The organism is Scytonema sp. UIC 10036 (genome assembly GCF_009725235.1).
Window position 1 is genome coordinate 1 of record NZ_WJFC01000037.1, and the last position, 21,549, is coordinate 21,549.

Consider the following 21,549-nt stretch of genomic DNA (forward strand, 5'->3'; position numbering starts at 1 on the left):
TCGTTGCGATCTACGTCCGTACACATTGTTAATTCAGATTCGTCTTTGCGAGAGTTAAGCAGCTTTTGAATTTGAGCGGCATCATCAATAGCATCTTTTCCGCGCTTGATTGTACCACTGATCGGGCAAGTTTCAACACGTCTGCCTTCTACTCTTACAAACATTTCCGGCGATGCACCAATCAAATACTCTCCACCAAGATTGAAAATGAATCCGTAAGGGCTGGGATTAATTTGCTGCAATGTTCGGAATAGCTGGGTGGGAGGCTCTTCGCAAGCTTGAAAGAAGCTTTGGCTGGGTACAACTTCAAATAAATCGCCACGGCGGAAGTAATCAAGGGCTGTTTCTACTTGATTTTCATACTCACCTTTTTCATGGTCAGAAGTTTTATCCGGCGTCAGGCGTTTCCCTCGATAATCAATGACTTCACCTGTACGAGGTAAACCGCGAGTGCTACCATACTGAGTCACAAATTCGTACTGCAAACGGAATGCGCTTTGTAAATAGTGGTCAACAATAACTATTTCATCAGGTAAATACAGTAATAAATCTCGTTGGTCATCAGCACGTTCTATGCGCTTGGGCATTTGTTCAAATTGAAAAACCAAATCATAGCCAAAAGCACCGTAAAGTCCCAAGTGCTCGTCTTCAGGGCTTTGGAATGTATGTAATAATTCTCGCACAATACTGAAGACGGACGGTTGTTTACTTCTTTCTTCCTCTGCAAAAAACTGTTGTGTTGGTCGAACAGAGCCAGTTACATGATTGTGTTCTCTGTGAACTTTTTGCAAGTATGGGTTTTTACCAAGGAGTTCTCCTAGATAAGGCAGCAAAACCATACCCCGCTCGTTATGTGCTGTAATTGTAAAGGAGTTATCCCGAGTCGCCAGTTCTAGCGGTGGATTGACAAAACCAATTTCCCATCTTTTGTAACGTCCGGGATACTCGTAGCTACTCTTTAGCACACCTCCGCGTTGGGAGTCAAGACGTAGTAAAACTTCTTCAATACCAGTTTCAATGGAAGTCTTAGTTACAGAGCGAGACACAAAAATTCCGCCGTTGGTTGTGTAGCAATGAATATCTAGATACACCGATTTTACCTCTTAACGATTTTGGATGCGTGGATTTTGGATTTTGGATTAATGGATTTTGGATTTTGGATTTGGGATTTTGGATTAACGGATTTGGGATTTGGGATTTGGGATTTTAGATGCGTGGATTTTGGATTAACGGATTTGGGATTTGGGATTTTAGATTGGGGATTGGATTGGTGATTAAGGATTTGTCATTTGGATTGATAATTAATCATTAATCTTCAATCCAAAATCCACGCATCTAAAATCCAAAATTAGAAATATGGGGTTGAAAAACTTCTGGAAAGGTTTGCTGGTGTTGCTACTGCAAAAGGTAATCTGTTCCAACGACCATAGAATTGAGCTAGAGGAGTTATCTCTTGCATGAGTTTCTCAAATCCTTCAAATGTTAAAGACTGAGGACCATCTGATAAAGCTTTTGCTGGATTGGGGTGAACTTCTATCATTAAGGAATCTGTTCCAGCCGCGATCGCAGCTTTTGCCATTGAGGGTACAAATTCTGATTTACCTGTAGCATGGCTGGGGTCAATCATGATAGGCAAATGAGTTAATGTACGCAACACGGGAAGTACAGAGAGATCGAGAACGTTGCGAGTATATTTTTGGTCAAAGGTACGAATACCTCGTTCGCACAGAATAACATTTGGGTTACCAGAAGCTAAAATATACTCAGCCGCCATCAGCCATTCTTCAATAGTGGCTGATAATCCTCGCTTTAAGAGAACGGGTTTACCAATAGGTCCCACTTTTCTTAGCAGTGGGAAATTCTGCATATTGCGAGCACCAATTTGGATGACATCTGCCACTTCAGCAACCTTTTCTAGATCGGCGGTATCCATCACTTCTGTGATAATCCCCAGTCCAGTGGCTTCTCTTGCTTTAGCCAACAAACCTAGAGCACTCTCTCCATGTCCTTGGAAAGCATAGGGTGAAGTACGGGGTTTGTACGCTCCTCCACGTAGAAACTGAGCACCTGCTGCTTTGACAACTAACGCTGTGTCTACGATCATTTCTTCATTTTCAACGGAACAAGGTCCAGCTACGATAACAAGAGGATGGTCTTGACCGAATGCCACAGGTCCTCTGGGAGTTGGTACAATAACCTCGCTGGGTTTTCCATGACGGAATTCTAAAGAAGCGCGTTTAAAGGGTTTATTGATCCGTAAGACTTGCTCGATAAAAGGACTGAGTTGTTGGACTTGCTCAACATTTAAGCTAGATGTATCACCGACTAAACCAATAACGACTTTGTTGTTACTCTCGATTGTTTCTGGTTTTATGTTCCACTGGCTGACATCTTGAATGATTTGCTCAATCTCTTGTGTAGCTGTACCTGTTTTCATCACTATAATCATGACTCGCTCTCCTGAAATTTTTAGTTTACTTAGTTAGGTAACTTGTACATCGTGACAAGTTTTAGGCTTTGAACTACGAATTTGCTTTGTTGAACAGTACTACAGTCTTGTTTTCCAGTTTTCCAAATTTCCCCGGAAGAAAATTGTCATAATAAGTCAGCTATTAAAGTCTGAAAAAGTCATAATAAGTCATATATGAAAGTCCGAAAAATTCATTTACATGAACTTTTTCCTTTGTTGGCAATGATTTCGGCGATTCTGGAAATTTTTTAAGTCAATATTTTATAGAGCTAATTTTTTTATTGAAGTCCGGCGATCGCTCTACGTTATCTATCTAGATGACTGCTTTCTATCTTCAAGTGTTTCTATAAATAAGTAGCGAGGTGGAAATAAACCGAACTACATTAAAAAATGTAAATCTACCGAAAATTCTTACCAATGACCGATGACTAATGACCAATGTAAAAAATGTTATGAAACCTTTTGTATAAGCAAACCTTATCTGCGTTCATCCGCGTGCGTCTGCGGTTTATCATTCATTTTGTTGAACTTTAGCAACAAGTAAACATTAAGACACCTACACATGACCTCTGAATATTTTGTAGTCTAAACTACTTTGTTTTAATTAGCAGATAGCTTCATTTGACGGTATACTGTCATCCACTAAGTAGGTTGGCGCAAATACACTTTGCGCGGTCATCAGATGAGTGTTCAAATAAACAACACCCTTTGTAAGAGCGCAAGCAAGATCGCCGCGCCCCTACGCTCAGTTTCAAAAGCGCAATCTATATCAGTGGGAAATCTAATGATTACTATTTTGGAGTTGCCCTTTAGCCCGAAAGTGCAACCAAGAACACAATTAGTGAAATTTTACATTTTGTTATATAGTTATGTTTTTTCTTGCCAACCTACTGACTCCACCCTTTGAATACGAATAAATGTGGGTACAAGTGCTTAAGTTGGGGGGAGACGGGGGGAGCTACAACGTGTAAAATCCTCAAAATACCATTGAAATTGTGTAAGCCCTAATTTATTAAAAATTTTTTCCAAAAAGTTTACTCATCCACATTAATTATTTATAATGAGAGAAAATTTAGTAATTTACCATTAAATGGAGTACATCCGTAGGTGCGCTATCGCTTTGCGCTTCTACAAATCCGTGTGTTTCATCTAAACACGAACTACTAGAGTTCAGCTTTTGAAAACATAAATGAAAAACTTGAATTTTGTATTATTTAAATCAAAGATTTTGGAGAGAACTGTGCTATAAGTGACAGACAAGGATTATTTGATGGTCTTAATCATCTTATGAGTACTTAAGTCACGCATTAGAGATAAGAATTTACACCTGTTTTATAATGCGATCGCTACACACTTCTCATTTACAATTTAGATGCATCATATAAGCTAAAAGTTTTTAACAATCTTTTCTGATAAAATCTCAGAACAATCAATACCTTCGCCATTTTTGAAGGGTAAAGTGGTGGTGCTTTAACCATGAAAGCCCGTTCTTCTGTCCCAAGGCAAAAATCATTAGCCTTTAAAAATAGCCTGAGGTTTTTCCGGAAGGAATTTTGATTCAATAGCCTGCACAGCAAGACATTGAGATTCTGGCATTTGAGGGCAAGAACACACATGGATAAGAAATTTTCGTTGAAATTGGCAAAAGTTTGTGTACTAGGCAAAAATGGCAAAATTTGTCTAGGCTTCTATTTTGGCGAAGGTATTGAACAATGCATCACAATTCCTAATTCCCCCTGCCTTAACCGTTGCCAATTTATTCTCACTAAAGACATCTTGAAATTCAGTAAAGGAGAGCTAAAGATGGTTCTTTCTTTAACCAAGCCAAGTCAGCGTACATTAGCCTTAAAGCTACGAGATATGGTGTTGGCTTTACTGCAAGAAATGGTAGATGACTATGACGAAAAGTGGGGCAGAGGGAAAATTTCTGCTGGTGCTTACGATACTGCTTGGGTAGCTATGGTAAGAGAGCCACATAAGCCCAAACAGCTAGCCTTTCCAAACTTTTTCTACTAGCTTCTTAGGCATCAATTAAGAGATGACAAAACAGGAATAAAAACAGTATCAGTAGATTGTTTGCAGCGCTTTAATCGCAACACTCACTTTGCTTTTTAAAGATAAGCGAGTTGTTTTTAAACAGGTTAAAGCAACAAAAACAGGGAGAGTAGGTAAGAACATGGAAATCAAAAAAGGTTATTTTGAACAACAGCAAGCTTTAAGAAATGCGGATATAGCACGGGAGCATGAAATCAATCAACAATCGCCATTTCATTATTCCCCCACATCAAAAACTTGCCCTGTTATACATGGATATCCTTTCGTTGGTGTCTTACCCCAGTTACTATTTAATCCTTTGCGGTTGTTTCAACGAGCCGTCAAGGAGCACCTAGGCGAGATAGTCGCACTAAAATTAGGTTCCATTCAGGCTCATTTAGTCACTTACCCTGACCATGTTCAGTACATATTAAACGATAATTGGCAGAATTTCGGCAAGGGTGAGGCTATGTGGAAGCCAGTACGGCAAGTGGCAGGTAATAATTTGCTCACGAGTCAGGGCGAAAGCTGGATTCGCAGTCGGCGTTTAATGCAGCCAATGTTTACAGCTAACCAAGCCAATGCTTTGACGGAACTTTTAGTCAAGATCATTGCTTCAGAGCTTGCAAATTTTGAAAAAACAGCAGATGGTGGAGCCATCGACATGGAAAATGAAATGGCGCGGCTCACGCAAAGGGTAATTCTAAGACTCTTATTTAGTTCGAGTATCGACGGCTCTAAAGTTGAAACTTTGGGCGAGGCGCTAAAGGTTATCTTGCGAGAAATCAGCCGTCGTGCGTTCCTTTCTTTCCTCCCCAAGCAGTTTCCCGTACCAGGGGAGAGAACTTTTCGCAACGCTATCCAAACCACCAACGATATAATCTTCACTATCATTCGCGCTAGACGCCAGAGTGATCTTAATCATGGCGACCTGCTTGAGCGGTTGCTGCAAGCCCGTGATGAAGAAAGCAAGATCGGAATGAACGATCAACAATTGCTTAACGAGAGCATCACGCTTTTCATTGCTGGCTACGAAACCACGTCTACTACACTAACATGGATCTGGTATCTGCTTGACAAATACCCGGAAGTGGAGCACAAACTTCGGGCAGAGATTGACGGTGTCATTGGCAAACGCCATCCCGCCTCTGCTGACGTCGCTAAACTACAGTACACTAAAATGGTCATTCAAGAAGCTATGCGGTTTTATCCGCCTGGCTGGTTCTTTTCGCGAGTTGTCCAAACGGATGATATTATCGATGGTTATGCGCTCAAAGCCGGGACTACAGTTGTGCTGTGCCCATATTTAACCCATCATTTGCCTAAGTTCTGGAACCAACCGGAAGTTTTTGACCCAGAACGATTCGCCCCAGAATACTCTGGGCAACGACATTCTTACAGTTACTTCCCATTTGGTGGTGGACCGCGCTATTGTATCGGCAAACACCTCGCTCTTTTAGAAATGCAATTGATTATCGCCATGATGTTACAGAAATACCGACTACGGTGCGTCCCTGGACATCCTGTCGAGTCTTTGGCTAGAATCACTCTCCGCCCGCGCTATGGTTTGCGAATGATTGTAGAACCAATTTGATGTAAGTTGCAAGAAGATGACGATAAAAAAAAGTGATTTTGAACAACAAACTTTAAAAATTGCAGCTGAAGTGAGTGAACTTGCTGGTATTTCAGTAGTAGACCGCGCCCATGTGCTACAAACTGCGCTATCTATTTATCCAGCAGTGGAAAACTGGGCAGCACAGTTTCCAGTGATTTTACCGCAACGGATAGCAGGAATGTGTTTGGCACTAGCTGCAACAGCTCCCTACGCACAACCATCTGTCATTGTTCAAGGGTCTGTCCTACCGTTAATCGTATTTGCTGTCGATGACATGACCGAAGGTGTTTTGAGCATGACACTGACAGTTGAGCAAATTGAAGCAATGTTAACGTTATGTGTGAAGATCGTCCAATCAGGTGGCAACTCAATTTATCGTGATTATCCAGATTTAATTAAGGTATTTCCAATAATCAATGAGTCGCAGCCTTGGGTGCAGTTAGCCAATGCTTTGACAAAATTTTGCCAGGAATTGCAACAATTTCCAAATGCAACAATTTATTACCATATATTTGCGAAACATTTTGAGTTAACTCTAGAAGCTCAACGTACAGAATTACACTGGAGCCAAGCTTTTAAAGAAACGGGAACTTACCCAACTTATGAACAATATCTTTTAAATGGTAGAAAATCCATAGCAGCATCGATTATACTGAGTGCCTTGCTAGCAATGGTGAGTGAACCCGTCGATTCAGAATTTAGTCTAAAGTCTCATGCCAGTCTGGAGACACTCATAGATGAAGTAATGTTAACCTGTAGCAGTAGCATTCGACTAGCTAATGATATAGCTGGTTTCGAGCGCGAGCGCCAAACTCAAAAGCCAAATAGTCTCTTAATCTTAATGTTGACTCAGGGTTTTAACCAGAAGGAGGCTGAAGCCATCGTTATCAAAGAAATAAATACATACCTGCAAAAAATGGAGGAGCCGATTTCTTTGCTGCCGGTGAGTTTGAGTGCTTGGGGAGATTGCGCGAGAAGAGTGTGCTGGTTTTCGTGTGCTTGGTATCAAACGAGAGACTTTCACGATTTAACTAAACAGATGCTGGTGGCTTTGCAATAGCACTCGATGCATGGATGTTTGTTTGTTTTCATTCATACATCCGTGTTCCAAAACCACAATTTCAAGAAATCCCTAGAAAATTAAACAAAGGAAAACGAAGGATGGTCAGTTCATTAATAATTAAGCCAAATCGGCGCACAGCAGCCTTAAAGCCACAAGACATGGCGTTGACTTTGCTCGAAGAGATTGTAAATGACATGGACGACAACTGGGGTAGCGGGTTAATAACTGCTTCTCCTTACGATACTGCTTGGGTTGCAATGGTACGTGACCCACATAATCCGAAACAATTAGCCTTTCCAGACTCTTTCAACTGGCTTCTTAAACACCAAGCACAAGATGGTAGTTGGAGCGGTCCGTTTCCTTTCACGTTGATAGGTACTCTAGCTGCCCTTGTGGCATTACTTAAGTCTCCAGAAACTACTGAACAGTCTTCTTACGCTGCCGTGCGAGCTGAGGCTTACTTGCGGACAGTTTTAAGGCAGTGGTCGGTAAAAAACTACGAAACTGCTTGCTTTGAAGTGCTAGCTCCTTGCCTTTTAGAAGAACTGGAAAAGCTAGGAGTAGTGTTTGAGTTTCCAGACAAAGCCGAACTTTTGAAAGTGTATGCGGAAAAGCTGCGTGTTGACAGTCTAGAACGAATTTATACTGGTCAATCTACCCTGATTCATTGCTTAGAAGCTTTTGGTCCGTCTTTAGATTTCGCTCGCCTGAAGCAGCAACAGACTGCTAACGGCAATTATGGCAATTCACCTGCCGCCACTGCCGCAGTGTTAATTTATAGTCCAGAGTGGAATGATGCTGCTGCTCGGTGGTTAACCCATTTAACCAACCGCACTTTTGAGGGAGAAAGAGGTGCCATGCCTACTTTTTACTCTCTTGAAGGATTTGAGGCTTCTTGGTCTTTATACTATTTTGCCCATGCTGGCTTTAACCTCAAGCGTGATTTCCCTAAGCAACTGATACAAAAATTAGTCAGTTGTTTGCAACAGAACCTGGGTCGAAAAGGTGCTTGCACTATGCACAGTCACACTAGAGGAGCACCTACCGATTCAGACAGTACCGCGATGGCGCTGTTGATTCTCAACAAGGCAGGGGTAAATACTTCGACTGATTGCTTGCGGTGTTTTGAGCGCTCCAACTATTTTGCTTGCTATGAAACAGAGCGGACAACATCGATCAGTGCTAACGCTCATGTACTAGCTGCATTACTGAACCTTCCTAAAGTTGCTCAGAGTCAGTGGACTACCAATATTGCAAAAGTAGTTGATTTCTTATACGACCATAGAGATAGCAATGGTTACTGGGAAGATAAATGGCATATCAGCCCTTACTATGCCACATCCTGCGCTGTTATGGCTTTAGCAGAGCACAAAGAGTCTTCAGTACGAAATAATTTACAACAATCTATTAATTGGGTTTTGCAAACTCAATCCAGCGTAGATGGCGGTTGGGGTTATAGTTATTGTTCAACCTTGGAAGAAACTGCTTATGCTCTCCTGACTTTACAAGCTGTCCCCGATCTAGGACAACAGTTAGACTATCACGCGTACACAAAGGCGATTCATAGAGGTGTAAACTACTTGTGGCAGCATCTCAACGACTATCAACCAAACTATGGTCTTGAAGGACCGAAGTTATGGCGAACTAAAGAGCCATACACAGTATCGCGGGTAGTCTTTTCAGCAGTATTAGCGGTGATATCGCACACCTGTTTGAGCTTTGGAACTTAGAAGGTTGTGACAAAAAAGGAGAATAGATCCTACATTCCGCTTAGAGTTTCACTTGCAGAATGTAGGTTAAATGCACTACGGTGATTCAAGTCTTGACTCTTAACGCATCCGCCGCCCTGTCACAACCATCTTGACTCCATTGGCAGGGACAAGGGTAAGACCTCGAGACCGAGCTTGTTCTGGTTGAGCATCGACTAGTGCCAGTTGATAACGTGACAAGATCGTGGCTAAAACAAGTTTCATTTCCAACCAAGCCAAAGCTTCGCCAATACATCGACGAACACCACCACCAAATGGCAGAAATTCATAAGTAGAGTATTGACGATCCAAAAAGCGCTCTGGTTGAAACCGCTTGGGATTTTCGTATAAATCATCACGGTGATGAGTCAGATAGATACAGGGAGTTACTGTCGTACCAGGCTCTAACTGATGTCCAGCGAGGTTAGCAGGTTCTTTTACCATCCTAGGACCTGCAAATAACGCAGGAGGATAAATCCGCAAAGTTTCTTTACAGACTGCAGTGAGATACGGCAGCTGGGAAATGCTTATCGGTTGGGGATCGTCACCCAAGCTATTGATTTCTTGACACAGTTTTTCACCAACTTCTGGCACACGGTGAGTCCAATACAATCCCCAAGCTATTGCCGTTGCTGTAGTTTCATGTCCGGCAAACAACAGAGTCATTAATTCATCGCGCAACTCAATATCGCTCATAAGTTTGCCTGATTCGTCTTTTGCCTCCATTAATAACGAGAGGACATCCATGCGTTCTGGATTAGGTTGGGCGCGACGTTCAGCGATTTCAGTGTAGATCAATTCATCAACTTGCTTCCTAAGGCGGACAAACCTTCCCCAAGGACTCCACGCTCCTAAATCTTTTTGCAGAAAAGGGATAAACAGAAAGCTAGAATACACTAGTGACCCCAAAGGTTCAAACATCAACACTAGTGCGTGCTTCAATTTTTGGTATCGTTCTTCTCCCTCATACAAACCAAACACTGCCTGTAAGATGACTTGTAGGGTAATATCTTGGGTGATAACACGAGCACGAAAGGGCTGAAGTCGTGGTAACTGAGTGAAGATTTTTTCGGTCAGATTCAAGATCGGTTGAGCGTAAGAGCATATTTTATCTCCATGAAAGGGGGGCATAAGGAGTTGTCGCTGCCGTTTGTGCTGTTCTCCCACGAGCGTAGCGATTGAATATTCCCCTAATACGGGTTCTAGAAATTTGTTCTGTCGAAGGACAAACTTTTTTCTATCGTTGGTGAAAATTTCTTGAATTGCGTGGGGATGCTGTACGTATACAGAGGGATACCCAGTTAAGTGACTAGAGAAAATGTCAGGATATACAAGAGCCACTTTTTCCAGAAATCCTGTAGGCTCATTAAGCCACTGGAACGTTTGGACAAAAGAAGGAGTCTTCAGCAAATTAGGTAGTTGCATTTGATTTTTCTTCTTAAAAAATTTATTTCACCTAACGCTAAGAATACCTTCATCTGTTGGTCATTAGTATAGCGTAAGAAGATACGTGAAACTAATTACGCGAGAGTTCCTAGAAAAGTTGCGCTCGTTAGCCTAGATAACTAGCAATTTGGGTTAGTACCGACTTACTGCCAATTTCCCACCAAAACGTAAGATGCCCAGTAATAGGGATGAGGAGGCAAAGTTTTAATTTCTTCAAATGGTGGCTTTGCCTTCAGCGCCTCTATCAAAGACAATTGAGCCATCCTAAGGGCATCGGATTTTTTCTCTCCTGGTTTTTTTAAGTCTTGATAGAATTTACTCATGACTTCAGCCGTGGAAGCATCTCCCACAGGCCAGAGAGTCGCGATCGTACTGCGTGCGCCAGAACGCACAGCGGTTCCAGCCAAACCTAAGACAGCACGTTCATCACCAGTAGCAGTTTCACAAGCACTCAGCACGAGTAGCTCCAAATTTTCTTCTGCTTCGCTTAATAAAGCACTCAACTCATTAATACTGATACTTTTTCCATCTCCTGTAATAATAAAGTTCTTTTCCGGATTGGAACTGAATAACCCATGAGTTGCTAAGTGGACGACAGGAAAATTCGATTTCAGCTGGTTTTGGATAGTTTTTGCGGTAAACTCTTGATTTAGGAGCTTTAAAGAAGAAGGAAAAGCTTCTTTGATTTCATTTAATTCTTTAGGCACGTTAGTGAGTGCAGGAAAAACCTCTTCTTCTACCTTAATTTGCTCGCTGACTCCAGCTGCTAGAACCTTAAGCTGTTTCTGTTTTAATATTTTAGAATCTATAAGTTGCAAGCTTGGAACCAGCGCAACACTATATTTCTCAATCAGATATTTTTGACCATCATAGAGTGCAGCCATTGGCACTTTCTGCAATCGACCGTTAAGCACAAAGACTAAAGTTTTGATTTTGTCGGCATTTAACTCTGTTTCAAAAGGTTGAATTAACCAGTTATAAAGCTGTTCAAAAATCGGTAAAACCCTCTGAGTATTTTCTTTTAGCTCCTGTGGATCTGGGTTAGAAGTGGACAGGATATTGCGAGCAGAAGTATTCACAGTGACGTTGTCTAAATTATCATAAAGCCGATCTAGGACATCATTCACTTGCTCCTCATTAACGGGAATTGCTACTTTCTGCAAGCGTTTTTCTGGTAAAGATAAGATAACTTCTAAGCGGTTTTTGAAAACAATCGGATAAATCACAGCTGCTTGGGGATCGAGATCGTCAATCTGCACCGCAACATTCGTTTCTTCAGAACAGGGATCTTGAAAAAAGTTATCTAATTCTGCTAATTGTAGAGACTCTATGACCCTTCGGGCAAGCTCTAGGCGATTTTGAGGCTTGTTTGCGTCAACTTTATCTTGTGTCACCTTAGGATTCGACACGACTAAAGTACTTAACTCGCTTGGACTAAGTTCTGACTTCAAAAGCAAATCCGCTAGTTCTAAATAAACAGGTTTGACTTCTTGAAGAAAGTCAAACTGGATATCGCGATTGTTTGCGTTTAAATCGTTGCGGAGAGATTGAAGAGTGTTGAAGGCAGCTGTGTAAGCAGCAATTGCTCCTTTTGTATCTCCCTGTTCTCTCAATAAATTTCCTAATTGCGCTTGCCAAACATAAGTAATTTCTCGTGTATCTCCTGTAATATTTTGTCCGGGCACCAAAATAAGAGCTTGCCGAGTCATTTCAACTGCCCGATTTAATCGTCCCTGTTGCTGGTATAGTTTGCCAAGATAACCCAGAGCATAAGTTTCCGATCGCTTGTCTTGTAAGCTAAGAGCCTTCTGCAACGCCGAGTTCAGAATAGGTTCTGCTTTGTCTATCTGTTTGCTTTGCATTAAACCTTGAGCAAAGTTTATCTGAGCGTAAATTGCTGTACGATTTAGAGGAAGAGTGGCAAGAGTGGATTCAATCTGACTTTGCAAAACTTGTGCATCTTGACTCAACTTTACCTTTAACTGAGATAAAAAATCCTTTGCCCGTTCGACCAACTTAGATTCATCAAACTTAGACCAAGAAGCGATGCGCCGATTCGTTTGCGCCTCCCACCATTTTCCGATTTCCAGTAATAGATTCAAGTGATTGAGTTGTGCTTGAATTTTAGAAATTGGTGATGCTGATGTCACCGTTGCTGCTTGAACATAGTTATTAAAAGCTTGTTGGTAAGGCGCTAAAGCAGATTCTTGAGATTTGCGGTCTATAATTTCACTGACCACTTCATAATCCCAACGATCTCGTATTTGCTTTCCTATAGCGCGTTCGGTATTACCTAAACTTAACAAAACAGCACTAAACTCAGGTGATTCCTTCAGGACGGACAAACTCAACTGCAAAACTTTTTTGGACTGCTTTAACAATCCCTGTCTTCGCAGAACCTCACCAAGGCTACGCAAGCCAACAGCTTGGGTTTGGGAAATAGAATTTTTTTGTTGAGAAAGATTTGTAAGAAAATTCTCTATTTGTTCTTGGTTGCAACTAGGGTTTTTAACGGCAAAAGCTTCGAGTAAAGTCTTGCAAGCTTTGGGATATAACCCTAAATCTTGAAGAGCTTGAGATCGGTTAATTAAGCTCTTACTTATCCCCTCGCGATCGCCCATTTGCTTATAAGCCTTAGCTGCTTCTTCCCACAACTGAGCAGCTTCATCAAATCTTCCGACATTATAACGTTGTTGACCTTCCCGTGCCAGTTGTAGGGCACGATTAGAAGAATTCTCAATTGTGAATTCTGGAATATCACTCTTAGCTTTTGCACGACTGATATTCATCCAAGCGGAAATACTAAAAGTCAGCACCAGTCCAAACAAAACTAAAAGGATGAAAACAACTAGACGACGGTATTTTTTAATAATCATAATTATATGAAATCCAGTTAAACGCTTACTTTAGACAAACCCCACTGTCATCCTCCAATCCCCAATCCCCAATTCCCAATCCAAAATCCACAATCCACAATCCAAAATCAAAACGGTCTGTACTCCAGTCGAAAATACACGCCATTTTCTTGCAAAGTCCTATCTCCTGAATTAACATCTATTAAAGGAATACCCCAATCCAAGCGAGCGGCGAAATTGTCCCCCATCTCCCAGAGTAAGCCAAATCCTACACCCAGAAGGGTATTGGGATCTGGGGTTCCCCCATTTGTGTTCCAGCCAGTGCCAAAATCAATGAATGGCGTAACCTGTAATGTCCCTTCCACCTCCGGTACTCGTAAAATGGGCAATCGTGCCTCCACAGAACCAAAAATACCATTATCAGTTAGCAGAGCATCCTGACGGTAACCTCTCACAGTTGCTTGTCCCCCCAAACTAAATTGCTGTCGGGAAAGTAGAGAATCGCTTGCTAGTTGGACGTTGAAACGGACTAACAAATTAGAACTTACAGCAGGCTGACCGTTTGCCTTTCCTAGACGTCGCAAATACAGCATTTGCCCCCGCCAAAGGAAAAATTGGCTGTCTGGTTCGTTGCTGTTAACAGTAGCATCAAAGGCACCGATACCAACACTAAATTCAGAACGAGCAGCCAAAACATCTTGACGGCTCCGTTGGAGCCATTCTTGAGCAAAGTTCAGCTCTGAAATACGGGTTTTTCCTTTTTCATCTGCTCCTGGGAATAGAGGAATGTCAACTCCTTGAATAGAGGAATTGCTGACTCGCCTAGCTGCTGTAAAACTGAGGGCAAATTCTTGGCTGCGTTGTGGAGTGGCTGTTTGAATAATTGGTTGGCGAAAGGTCAGTTCAAACTCGCGAGAGTCTACCTCAATGTCTGCATCCTCGAAAGGAGGTTCAATGATGTTGTTGTCACTCGTCCGGTAATCAAAACGCAAGGTGCCATTACGGGGATTGATTGGCAGAGTGTAACTACCTTCAAACCTGTTACTGCCATCGGTATTGCTGTAGGCAAAACTTAACCTATCTCCCAACCCCAAGAGATTAGCTTCCGCTATCTCGATACCGCGTTCAAGACTTCCGACAGCAGGGTTGCGGTTATTATCAATCCTGAATTCAGTACTGAAAGTTTTTGCTCCCCTAACCGTCACCTCTAAGGAATTCGTACCAGGTTTAGTGCCAGCAGTCAGTTCGGCATCTAAACTTTCTATTAATGGATTCAGTTGCAGCAATTGCAGTGCTTCTTGCAGGCGGTTAACGTTGAGGGGTTTTGAAGTCGCTATAGCAATCCGACTGCGGACATAGTTTGGGTTTAGCCGCCCTTTAGCGATATTAACTTTAATCTCTTCCAGACTACCTTCAAGTATCTGAATTTTGACGGTACCCGATTGGATTTCCTGACTGGGTATGTAAGCACCAGAAGTGATGTAGCCCTTTTTGATGTAAAGCTCACTGACTTTATTAGCAGCTTGCAAGAGTTGGTCAAAAGTGATGGCTTCCCCAATGAAGTCACCCGTCACCTGGTTTAACTCCTCTTGGTTAAATACAGTACTACCAACAAATTCAAACCTCTCAACAGTAATCATCCTAGGTACATTCTGAATTTCTTCAGGAAATGGAGGCGCGATCGGAGGAAGTTGGAGTGGTTCTTCTTGTGGGGGAAGTAGATTTGGCTCTTGTTGTTCTGGAGGCAGTGGGGTAACGGGATTTATAGGCTGGATTTGTTCTGAGGGAATTGGAAGATTGGGGTTAATAGACTGCGCCCAAGCAGAAGATGTGTTATTGAGTATGAGAACTAGAGGAAGTAGGGGCAGAAAGAGGAGGGCGATATGCACTTTATTGACCATGGCACGACGATGCGATCGCTCCTGCAGTGTAAGGGGTAACTCTGGGGGCATTAGCAGTGAGAACAATAGTACCTTTTGTGTTAACGTACCAGCCTCGGGCTGGAGGCGGTAGCTGTGCTGTATTTGTTTGCTTAATAGCCATCGTTGAAGGAGAGAGATTTTCTGCTTGGGAAGGCTCAAAACTTACCAAAGCTGTACTGCTAAGTAGCTCACTAGGTTGAGGTGGTAATCCTCCTCGCCCGGTAATAGTAAACTCACTCCTATTCTGTTCTTTCTTTGCTGTACACGCCTGCACTACGACTTCTTCAGGTTGAACTATCTCTTGTGGCACATCGATCGCTTCCTGATTTGCTCCAACATCCGGTGTGATAAATTGTACTACGCCATTGATTCCTCGTTGGGAACTGGCAGTAATCTGACATTCTGGGCAAGTAAATAATCCTTGAGTGTTGATTTGAATGTTTCCTCCTCTCCCCTCGAAAGCATTGGCGGTAATTCCACTATTTTCCAGCAATACAACAAAATCAGTGGGGTTAGAGCCAGTAATAGTGATGTTGCCACCGTTACCAGTCCCACCAGCTTCTGCCGATATCTGACTACCGTGGCGCATTTGTAAGGTATCTGTTTTAAGGATGATGTTACCACCTTCGCCGGATTGGGTGGCTGCTGTGATGTTACCTCCGTTGTCTACTAAAATAGAGCGAGCGTTTACACTAGTGTTTCCTGCATTGCCTGACCCCTGATTCCTCACGGTCACTTGACCACCATCCGTAACTCTCAAATTATTTGTATTAATTGTTACGTCTTGCGATGCTCCACTTGGCACTGCTGGCAAGCGAAAAATCTGTTGTAAACTCTGGTCTAATACATTAGCAGAGGAGCCAATCAAACTTGAGTTTACAGATCCTGGCACTGTCCCTTTTACTTCTACGAATTCAGGGGCCTTGATAGTAACACTGCCAGCTGAACCACTTGCAAAAGTAGAAGCATCGACCCTTCCCCCATCCCGAACTGTCAATCTTGGTGTACTGACTGTTAGGTCACCGGCATCTCCGGCATTTATTGTGGTAGCAAACAAACCGCTTGGTATAAACAATGTAGGTTCGACGCCGATAATTTCTATAGAATCAGTAGCATTTACGTTTAAATTTCCGCCTTTACCTGTTCCATAAGTTGTAGATACAATGTTTCCTCCGAATGCTGTAGTCAAACGCCCAGTTGACACTGTATTGTCGCCTGAATCTCCAGAACCATAAGTGGCAGTTATAATAAAACTGGAAACGCTAGGATCGATGGCACTGACTCCATTGACTTCTAAGGACTCAGAGGCATTGACATTGACATTACCTCCTATTCCCGAACTAAAGGTTCTCACAAAGACGGTTGCTCCTCCCTCCACAATTAAGCGCTTTGTTGAAATATCAATGTCTCCTCCTCTACCCGATCCCACTGTTTCATTTGTTAAGCTGCTGCGAATTTTTCCATCTGCATTGGTTCCGCTTAGTTTTACAGACTCTCTGGCGTTGACTTGAATTGCTTTCGCGGGTTGGAGTCCTTGATTTTGAATTAAAACGAGCGAGCCATCACTTACTGAAAAGTTTTGCCCCTGCACCTGAATTGAGCCGCCACTACCGCTAGCATCTGCTAAAGCCAGCGATCGCATCTCAATATCCTTGAAACCAATAGTGCCTTCATAGCCCAAAGTCCATCCACCTGCATTGGGATTGAGACTCACCCGACCTTCTGCCACGCTGCCTAACTCTACTCGTCCTTCCTCTGCTGTCAGAAGACCTCCGTCTATGCTGATATCGCCTCCAACTAAAGCTAAAGTTTGATTGGGCTGTACCCGCAGACCTGTTGAGGTATTTCTCATCACAGGCGAGAAGAGCGGATCGGCAACAGTGAATGTGTGCCCTGTACCTTGTACGCGAATTGTTCCCGGATTCTGCCCAAATTGCAACCCAACTGGAACACTGACAGTCAGCAAAGGGGAAGCTTGAGGATTTGTGGCGCTAAATTGTACACCATCAGCAAACTTAATGCTACTCGCCGTACTACCTAAGAAAGAACCGCCAATATTCAGTTGGGCATTGGGACCAAAAATAATGCCACTTGGATTAATAAAGATGAGATTGGCACCGTAATTTTCTCTGATTAATCCATTAATGTTGGAAATTGAGCCGCCTGTTACCCGAGTAATAATGTTGTCAATATTACTGATATTTGTCGTGTTTTTAAAAAAAGCTTCACTTCCAGTTGGAACAGAAAATTCCTTAAAGCTGTGAAAGAGATTGCTACCTGCTTGTGCTCCTCCGGTAATTTCAAAGACGTTACCGGACTGACCGACATTGGTGGGAACAGTTCCATCTGAAGAGATTTGCGCTTGAGAAGGGCTACTGATCGCTAGACAGTAGAGGAGGTAAACACTGGCGGCGCTTAAAGTTTGAAAAATAAGAATTTTCATTGAAAACAGGGGCTAGGGGTTAGGGATTAGGGGTTAGGGAAGGGTGATTTTCATCCTTGGTCGTAAGTACGCGCTTGGCGAACACTCATGCATGGATCTTTTGAATATGCAGCATTTACAACAAGTGCATTTCAAAATTATCCATTCTGAAAAGATAAATAAAATATCTTTAATGACTCAGTAAGTTTAAATATGCCAGTCAACTATTACGTTGAAAACTGATTTTTGGCAGCACCACTTAGTCCAGGTCAGAACTGGAATAGCTGACATTGAATTATGATAGCTCTTACTCAACCTAATTTTGCTAGCACCCTGTTTGAGTTAAAAGAATGGTAAATTTTGTCACCTAGTTTTGCCTTTAAGCATGGTAAACTTTACTTAAATCTAATTAAGTTCTATTTTTAGATTAAATCTAAGTAAATTCAACACCATCATAGAGTTTACATTCAAGCGTCAATTTAGGTCAAGACAGGAAGTCAATTATGAACAAACGTCAATTTTGGACAACAGCTATGTGGACAGCTCCGATCTTCACGTTGGGTTTTGTCGCATCACTCGCTCAACCCAGTACAGCCACTACTGTAAACGTTGTCTGCAAAACCAGCGCCACTGTACCAACAGTGATTGCTACCTTTGCTGAGCAAGGAGCAGAGAAAGATGTTACAGTCTTAAACTTTCTCCCTGAATATTTCTCACCCAAAGATGCTTTGCTGAATTGCCAGAACGCGGCTAAAACTTTGCAGAATCTTTACAACACAGAGAGTGCGAACTACTTGACAAATGACAAAGTTAATTCAAAGTCTGTCATCTGTGTTGTAGAACGCAGAGGGCTTGGTTGCGATCGCGATGGTGCTCGGGTTTTATTTTCCCTCAATTCAACAGTCAACTCTTCTCAGGCTTTGTACGATATGTTGGGTAGTGATTTTAAACAAGCACAACCCCCTGACGCTAGAACTGTGAGTAAAATTTACTCCGATCTCAAACCCAAATATCGCAATCGTCGCTGGATGTTCTTCTAATGAGGTTATGGACGGCAATTCATTTTTGCTTTCTTAACTACCTCATAATCTGATTTAAGTTTGAGGGCTTCTTCAAAGGCTTGAAGCCCTTTACTGACTTCAGACGAGCGACAGAATGTTAATCCCAAATAATACCAAGTTTCAGCTTTTTGAACTTGTGTCAGCTTAGATGCAGTCAGCATCTGGTTAAATTGAGCAATTGCTTCATCGTATCGTCCCAACCCTTGAAGCACTATACCTCGACCCCGTTGAGCAACAAAATAGTTTGGATTGTATGCTAACGCTTGGTTATAGGCTTTGAGGGCTTCTCCATATTCTTGCTTTTGCGATAACACCTTCCCTTTATGGCTAAAAGCAACCGATAAATCTCTCTGACTGGTGTCTTTTTCTTGAATTTGGTTAAAAAGTTGAATTGCTTCTTCAATGGCTGCTAGTGCTTTATCCGTTTCCCTAAGTGCTAGCAGTGATTCAGTTTTGTTAATCCAGAAAATAGGATCTTTTGAGTCGAGCTCGATGGCTTGATCAAAAGCAGCGATCGCCCGCTCGTGTTGCTTGAGGTTATGTAATGCTTCTCCTTTACAATTCCAACCATACACTGCCTTTGGCTCAATGATAGTTGCGGCAGAGCAGGATTCGAGCATCTTGTTGTATTCCTGTAAGCTACCAAATGCATAGCCTCGGTTAGTCCAAGCTTGGTAGTAATTACTATCAATACTCAAAATATTGTTGTATTTTGCGATCGCCTCTTCAGATTTGCCTTGGTGGTACAATTCATTGGCTTCTTTAAAAAGAATTTCCACCTCTGGTTTTTTCAAGAAATTAAAGTAAATGATATTAACGCCAAAGACGAGCAAGCCGACGATTCCCAATAAAATCCAAATCCCTTTGGAAGTTTTATTTTCAGGATTGGAAGTCGTTTTTTTTCCTTCAATGAGAGCACTTTCTGGAACTGCTTTGCTCTGAGTACTTTTGGTTGTTTCTAAAGGTGAGGGAGGGAGGCTTGTCTCTAATTGTTGAGTCACCCAATTCAAATCAAAAACAGATTGGTAAATACGATTAGCGGCTTTTAACTTATCTTCCTGTTGCACGGCTAATCCCAAATTGACTAGCTCTGCTTGTACGGGATTGTCATCAACCGGAACTTCTCCCAAATACAAGATTTGTTGGTAAAGCCGCAGCAGGGATAAGGAATCGCACCGCTTATTGTTGACAAGCCCTTCCTGAATTGACTTCAAATGCTCGGATGCTGCTTGAGTTTCCCAATGATGAATTAAGCAACTTTGCACTAGCTCCCGTACTCTTGCTGCTTCATCACCTGTAGGAATCACAGTTTCAAACTCTGCTAACAGTTGACAAAGCTTTTGGGTGAGAAACGGTTGAACACCTGTCCATGACAGAATCTCTTCTAGCACAATTTCTGGGCGACTAGCCTTTTTATCTAATTTGAATAATTTAATTGTGTTGTGACTAAAAGGACGTAAACGTGCTAGCTCTCTATCGATCCAACTCTGATTAAAAACAGATTGATAAATACGATTAGAAACTTTTAACTTATCTTCCTGTTGCACAACTAATCCCAAATTTAGCAGTTCTGCTTGTGCGGGACTACCATCAATTAGAACTTCTGTTTGATGCAAAACTTTTTGGTAAAGCCGCAGCAGCAATAACGGATCGCACTGCTTATTTCTAACAAGCCCTTCTTCTACCGCCTTCAAATGCGTAGACGCTGCTTGAGTTTCCCAATGATTAATTAAGCAACTTTGCACCAGTTGCTGGACTCTTGCTGCTTCCTCGCCTCTAGGAATTAAAGTTTCTAACTCACTTAGCAATTGACAAAGCTTTTGGGTGAGAAACGGCTGAGCACCTGTCCATGATAGAACCTCTTCTAACAAAATGTCTGGGCGATCGGTTGTTTCTCCTAATTTAAATAAAGGCTGTAAACATGCTAACTCTTTATCAATCCAACTCTGATTAAAAACAAATTGGTAAATACGATTGGAAACTGTTAGCTTATCCTCCTGTTGTACGACTAATCCCAAATTTAGCAGTTCTGCTTGTACGGAACTGCCATCCATTAGAACTTCTCCCTGAAGCAAAATTTTCTGGTAAAGCCGCAGTAGCAATAAGGGATCGCACTGCTTATTTCTCATAAGCTCTTCCTGAATTGCCTTGAAGTGCTCGGATGCTGCTTGAGTTTCCCAATGATTAATTATCCGATTTTGTACTAACTGTTGTACCCTTGCTGCTTCCTCACCTGCAGGAATCAAAGCTTCAGACTCTGCTAGCAATTGACAAAGCTTTTGAGTGAGAAACGGCTGAGCACCTGTCCATGACAAAATCTCTTTTAGTAAAATGTCAGGGCGACTGGCTTTTTCTCCTAATTTAAATAATTTAATTGTGCTACGTTTAAAAGGTCTTAAGTTTGTTGATTCTGGAGTCACTCCATTTTGATTGGAAGCTGATTGATAAAAGTGATTAGAGGTTTCTGGCTTATCTTCTTGTTGCACGGCCAATTCCAAATTCAGCAGTTTTGTTTATCTTGGATTATGAAGGTGTTTAATCTTTAGTCGCAGGATTTGCGACTTGATAGCAGAATATGACCCTGTATTATTCCTATGTAATAAACTATCCTTATATAAGGATCGCTAAGGCTGATAATGGAGTTAGAATCTCACACTTTATACCTAAAGGGCATCAGTGTGTAAAACTGGTATGTGTAGTTTATTACTTGTATATTGACATACTACCACAGGTTATGTTTGGTAAAGTGTATTTCTCGTCCCCAGGCGGAGCCTGGGAACGAGGTAAGGGGTGGGAACGAGGTAAGGGGGTGGGAATGAGGTAAGGGGGTGGGAACGAGGTAAGGGGGTGAGGTTCCGCATGAGTTGTTGGGGATCTTGCAACTGAACGCAGATATTAATGTTTCTAGAGAAT

At 42.1% G+C, this 21,549-nt stretch carries 13 protein-coding genes; 6 read left to right on the forward strand and 7 right to left on the reverse strand.

Features of this window, described 5'->3' with window-relative positions:
* The coding region (locus tag F7734_RS18670; protein ID WP_347566228.1) for a chorismate-binding protein at nucleotides 1-1,091 on the reverse strand (1,091 nt) is incomplete at its 3' end.
* 21 nt (nucleotides 1,092-1,112) lie between these two features.
* On the opposite strand from F7734_RS18670, the gene F7734_RS18675 reads away from it, so the two are divergent.
* Nucleotides 1,113-1,274, forward strand: a complete 162-nt coding sequence (locus F7734_RS18675; RefSeq protein ID WP_155746087.1) for a hypothetical protein — start codon at nucleotides 1,113-1,115, stop codon at nucleotides 1,272-1,274.
* Nucleotides 1,275-1,348: 74 nt separating this feature from the next.
* Here F7734_RS18675 and aroF read toward each other — a convergent pair whose 3' ends face one another.
* Entirely contained in the window at nucleotides 1,349-2,449 is a 1,101-nt protein-coding gene (aroF, locus tag F7734_RS18680) for a 3-deoxy-7-phosphoheptulonate synthase (protein WP_155746088.1), read from the reverse strand.
* A 1,824-nt stretch (nucleotides 2,450-4,273) separates the two neighbouring features.
* On the opposite strand from aroF, the gene F7734_RS18685 reads away from it, so the two are divergent.
* From F7734_RS18685 to F7734_RS18700, 4 genes are all read left to right on the forward strand, one after another.
* A complete protein-coding gene (locus F7734_RS18685) occupies nucleotides 4,274-4,486 on the forward strand; it encodes a hypothetical protein (RefSeq protein WP_207714138.1) in 213 nt (70 codons plus the stop codon).
* Nucleotides 4,487-4,574: 88 nt separating this feature from the next.
* Nucleotides 4,575-6,098 (forward strand): cytochrome P450, encoded by a 1,524-nt coding sequence (locus F7734_RS18690; RefSeq protein WP_155746089.1) that lies wholly within the window; start codon nucleotides 4,575-4,577, stop codon nucleotides 6,096-6,098.
* 16 nt (nucleotides 6,099-6,114) lie between these two features.
* A complete protein-coding gene (locus tag F7734_RS18695) occupies nucleotides 6,115-7,179 on the forward strand; it encodes a terpene synthase family protein (RefSeq protein WP_155746090.1) in 1,065 nt (354 codons plus the stop codon).
* 101 nt (nucleotides 7,180-7,280) lie between these two features.
* Nucleotides 7,281-8,912, forward strand: coding sequence for a hypothetical protein (locus F7734_RS18700; protein ID WP_155746091.1), 1,632 nt, complete (start codon nucleotides 7,281-7,283; stop codon nucleotides 8,910-8,912).
* Nucleotides 8,913-9,011: 99 nt separating this feature from the next.
* On the opposite strand, the gene F7734_RS18705 is transcribed toward F7734_RS18700, so the two are convergent.
* The 4 genes from F7734_RS18705 to F7734_RS18720 all read right to left on the reverse strand — a co-directional run bounded on the left by F7734_RS18705 (nucleotide 9,012) and on the right by F7734_RS18720 (nucleotide 17,596).
* A complete protein-coding gene (locus tag F7734_RS18705; protein WP_155746092.1) occupies nucleotides 9,012-10,355 on the reverse strand; it encodes a cytochrome P450 in 1,344 nt (447 codons plus the stop codon).
* A gap of 164 nt (nucleotides 10,356-10,519) precedes the next feature.
* Nucleotides 10,520-13,252: a CHAT domain-containing protein gene (locus F7734_RS18710; protein ID WP_155746093.1), complete on the reverse strand. Its 2,733-nt coding sequence runs from the start codon at nucleotides 13,250-13,252 to the stop codon at nucleotides 10,520-10,522.
* A gap of 107 nt (nucleotides 13,253-13,359) precedes the next feature.
* Nucleotides 13,360-15,132 carry a ShlB/FhaC/HecB family hemolysin secretion/activation protein gene (locus F7734_RS18715; RefSeq protein WP_155746131.1) on the reverse strand — a complete coding sequence of 591 codons (1,773 nt, stop codon included), beginning with the start codon at nucleotides 15,130-15,132 and terminating at the stop codon, nucleotides 13,360-13,362.
* A complete protein-coding gene (locus F7734_RS18720) occupies nucleotides 15,122-17,596 on the reverse strand; it encodes an S-layer family protein (RefSeq protein ID WP_155746094.1) in 2,475 nt (824 codons plus the stop codon). The genes F7734_RS18715 and F7734_RS18720 overlap by 11 nt, the downstream gene beginning before the upstream one ends.
* 482 nt (nucleotides 17,597-18,078) lie before the next feature.
* Here F7734_RS18720 and F7734_RS18725 point away from each other — a divergent pair, with 482 nt between their 5' ends.
* Nucleotides 18,079-18,615, forward strand: coding sequence for a COP23 domain-containing protein (locus F7734_RS18725; RefSeq protein ID WP_243146960.1), 537 nt, complete (start codon nucleotides 18,079-18,081; stop codon nucleotides 18,613-18,615).
* 5 nt (nucleotides 18,616-18,620) lie between these two features.
* Here F7734_RS18725 and F7734_RS66140 read toward each other — a convergent pair whose 3' ends face one another.
* Nucleotides 18,621-21,122 carry a tetratricopeptide repeat protein gene (locus F7734_RS66140; protein ID WP_166481989.1) on the reverse strand — a complete coding sequence of 834 codons (2,502 nt, stop codon included), beginning with the start codon at nucleotides 21,120-21,122 and terminating at the stop codon, nucleotides 18,621-18,623.
* Between the last annotated feature and the right edge of the window lie 427 nt (nucleotides 21,123-21,549).

Bases quoted from the DNA above. Each gene is read 5' to 3' on its own strand.
- F7734_RS18700 (WP_155746091.1), top strand. From the start codon at position 7,281: ATGGTCAGTTCATTAATAATTAAGCCAAATCGGCGCACAGCAGCCTTA.
- F7734_RS18685 (WP_207714138.1), top strand. From the start codon at position 4,274: ATGGTTCTTTCTTTAACCAAGCCAAGTCAGCGTACATTAGCCTTAAAG.
- F7734_RS18725 (WP_243146960.1), top strand. From the start codon at position 18,079: ATGAACAAACGTCAATTTTGGACAACAGCTATGTGGACAGCTCCGATC.
- F7734_RS18715 (WP_155746131.1), bottom strand. From the start codon at position 15,132: ATGGTCAATAAAGTGCATATCGCCCTCCTCTTTCTGCCCCTACTTCCT.
- F7734_RS18720 (WP_155746094.1), bottom strand. From the start codon at position 17,596: ATGAAAATTCTTATTTTTCAAACTTTAAGCGCCGCCAGTGTTTACCTC.
- aroF (WP_155746088.1), bottom strand. From the start codon at position 2,449: ATGATTATAGTGATGAAAACAGGTACAGCTACACAAGAGATTGAGCAA.
- F7734_RS18695 (WP_155746090.1), top strand. From the start codon at position 6,115: ATGACGATAAAAAAAAGTGATTTTGAACAACAAACTTTAAAAATTGCA.
- F7734_RS18705 (WP_155746092.1), bottom strand. From the start codon at position 10,355: ATGCAACTACCTAATTTGCTGAAGACTCCTTCTTTTGTCCAAACGTTC.
- F7734_RS18710 (WP_155746093.1), bottom strand. From the start codon at position 13,252: ATGATTATTAAAAAATACCGTCGTCTAGTTGTTTTCATCCTTTTAGTT.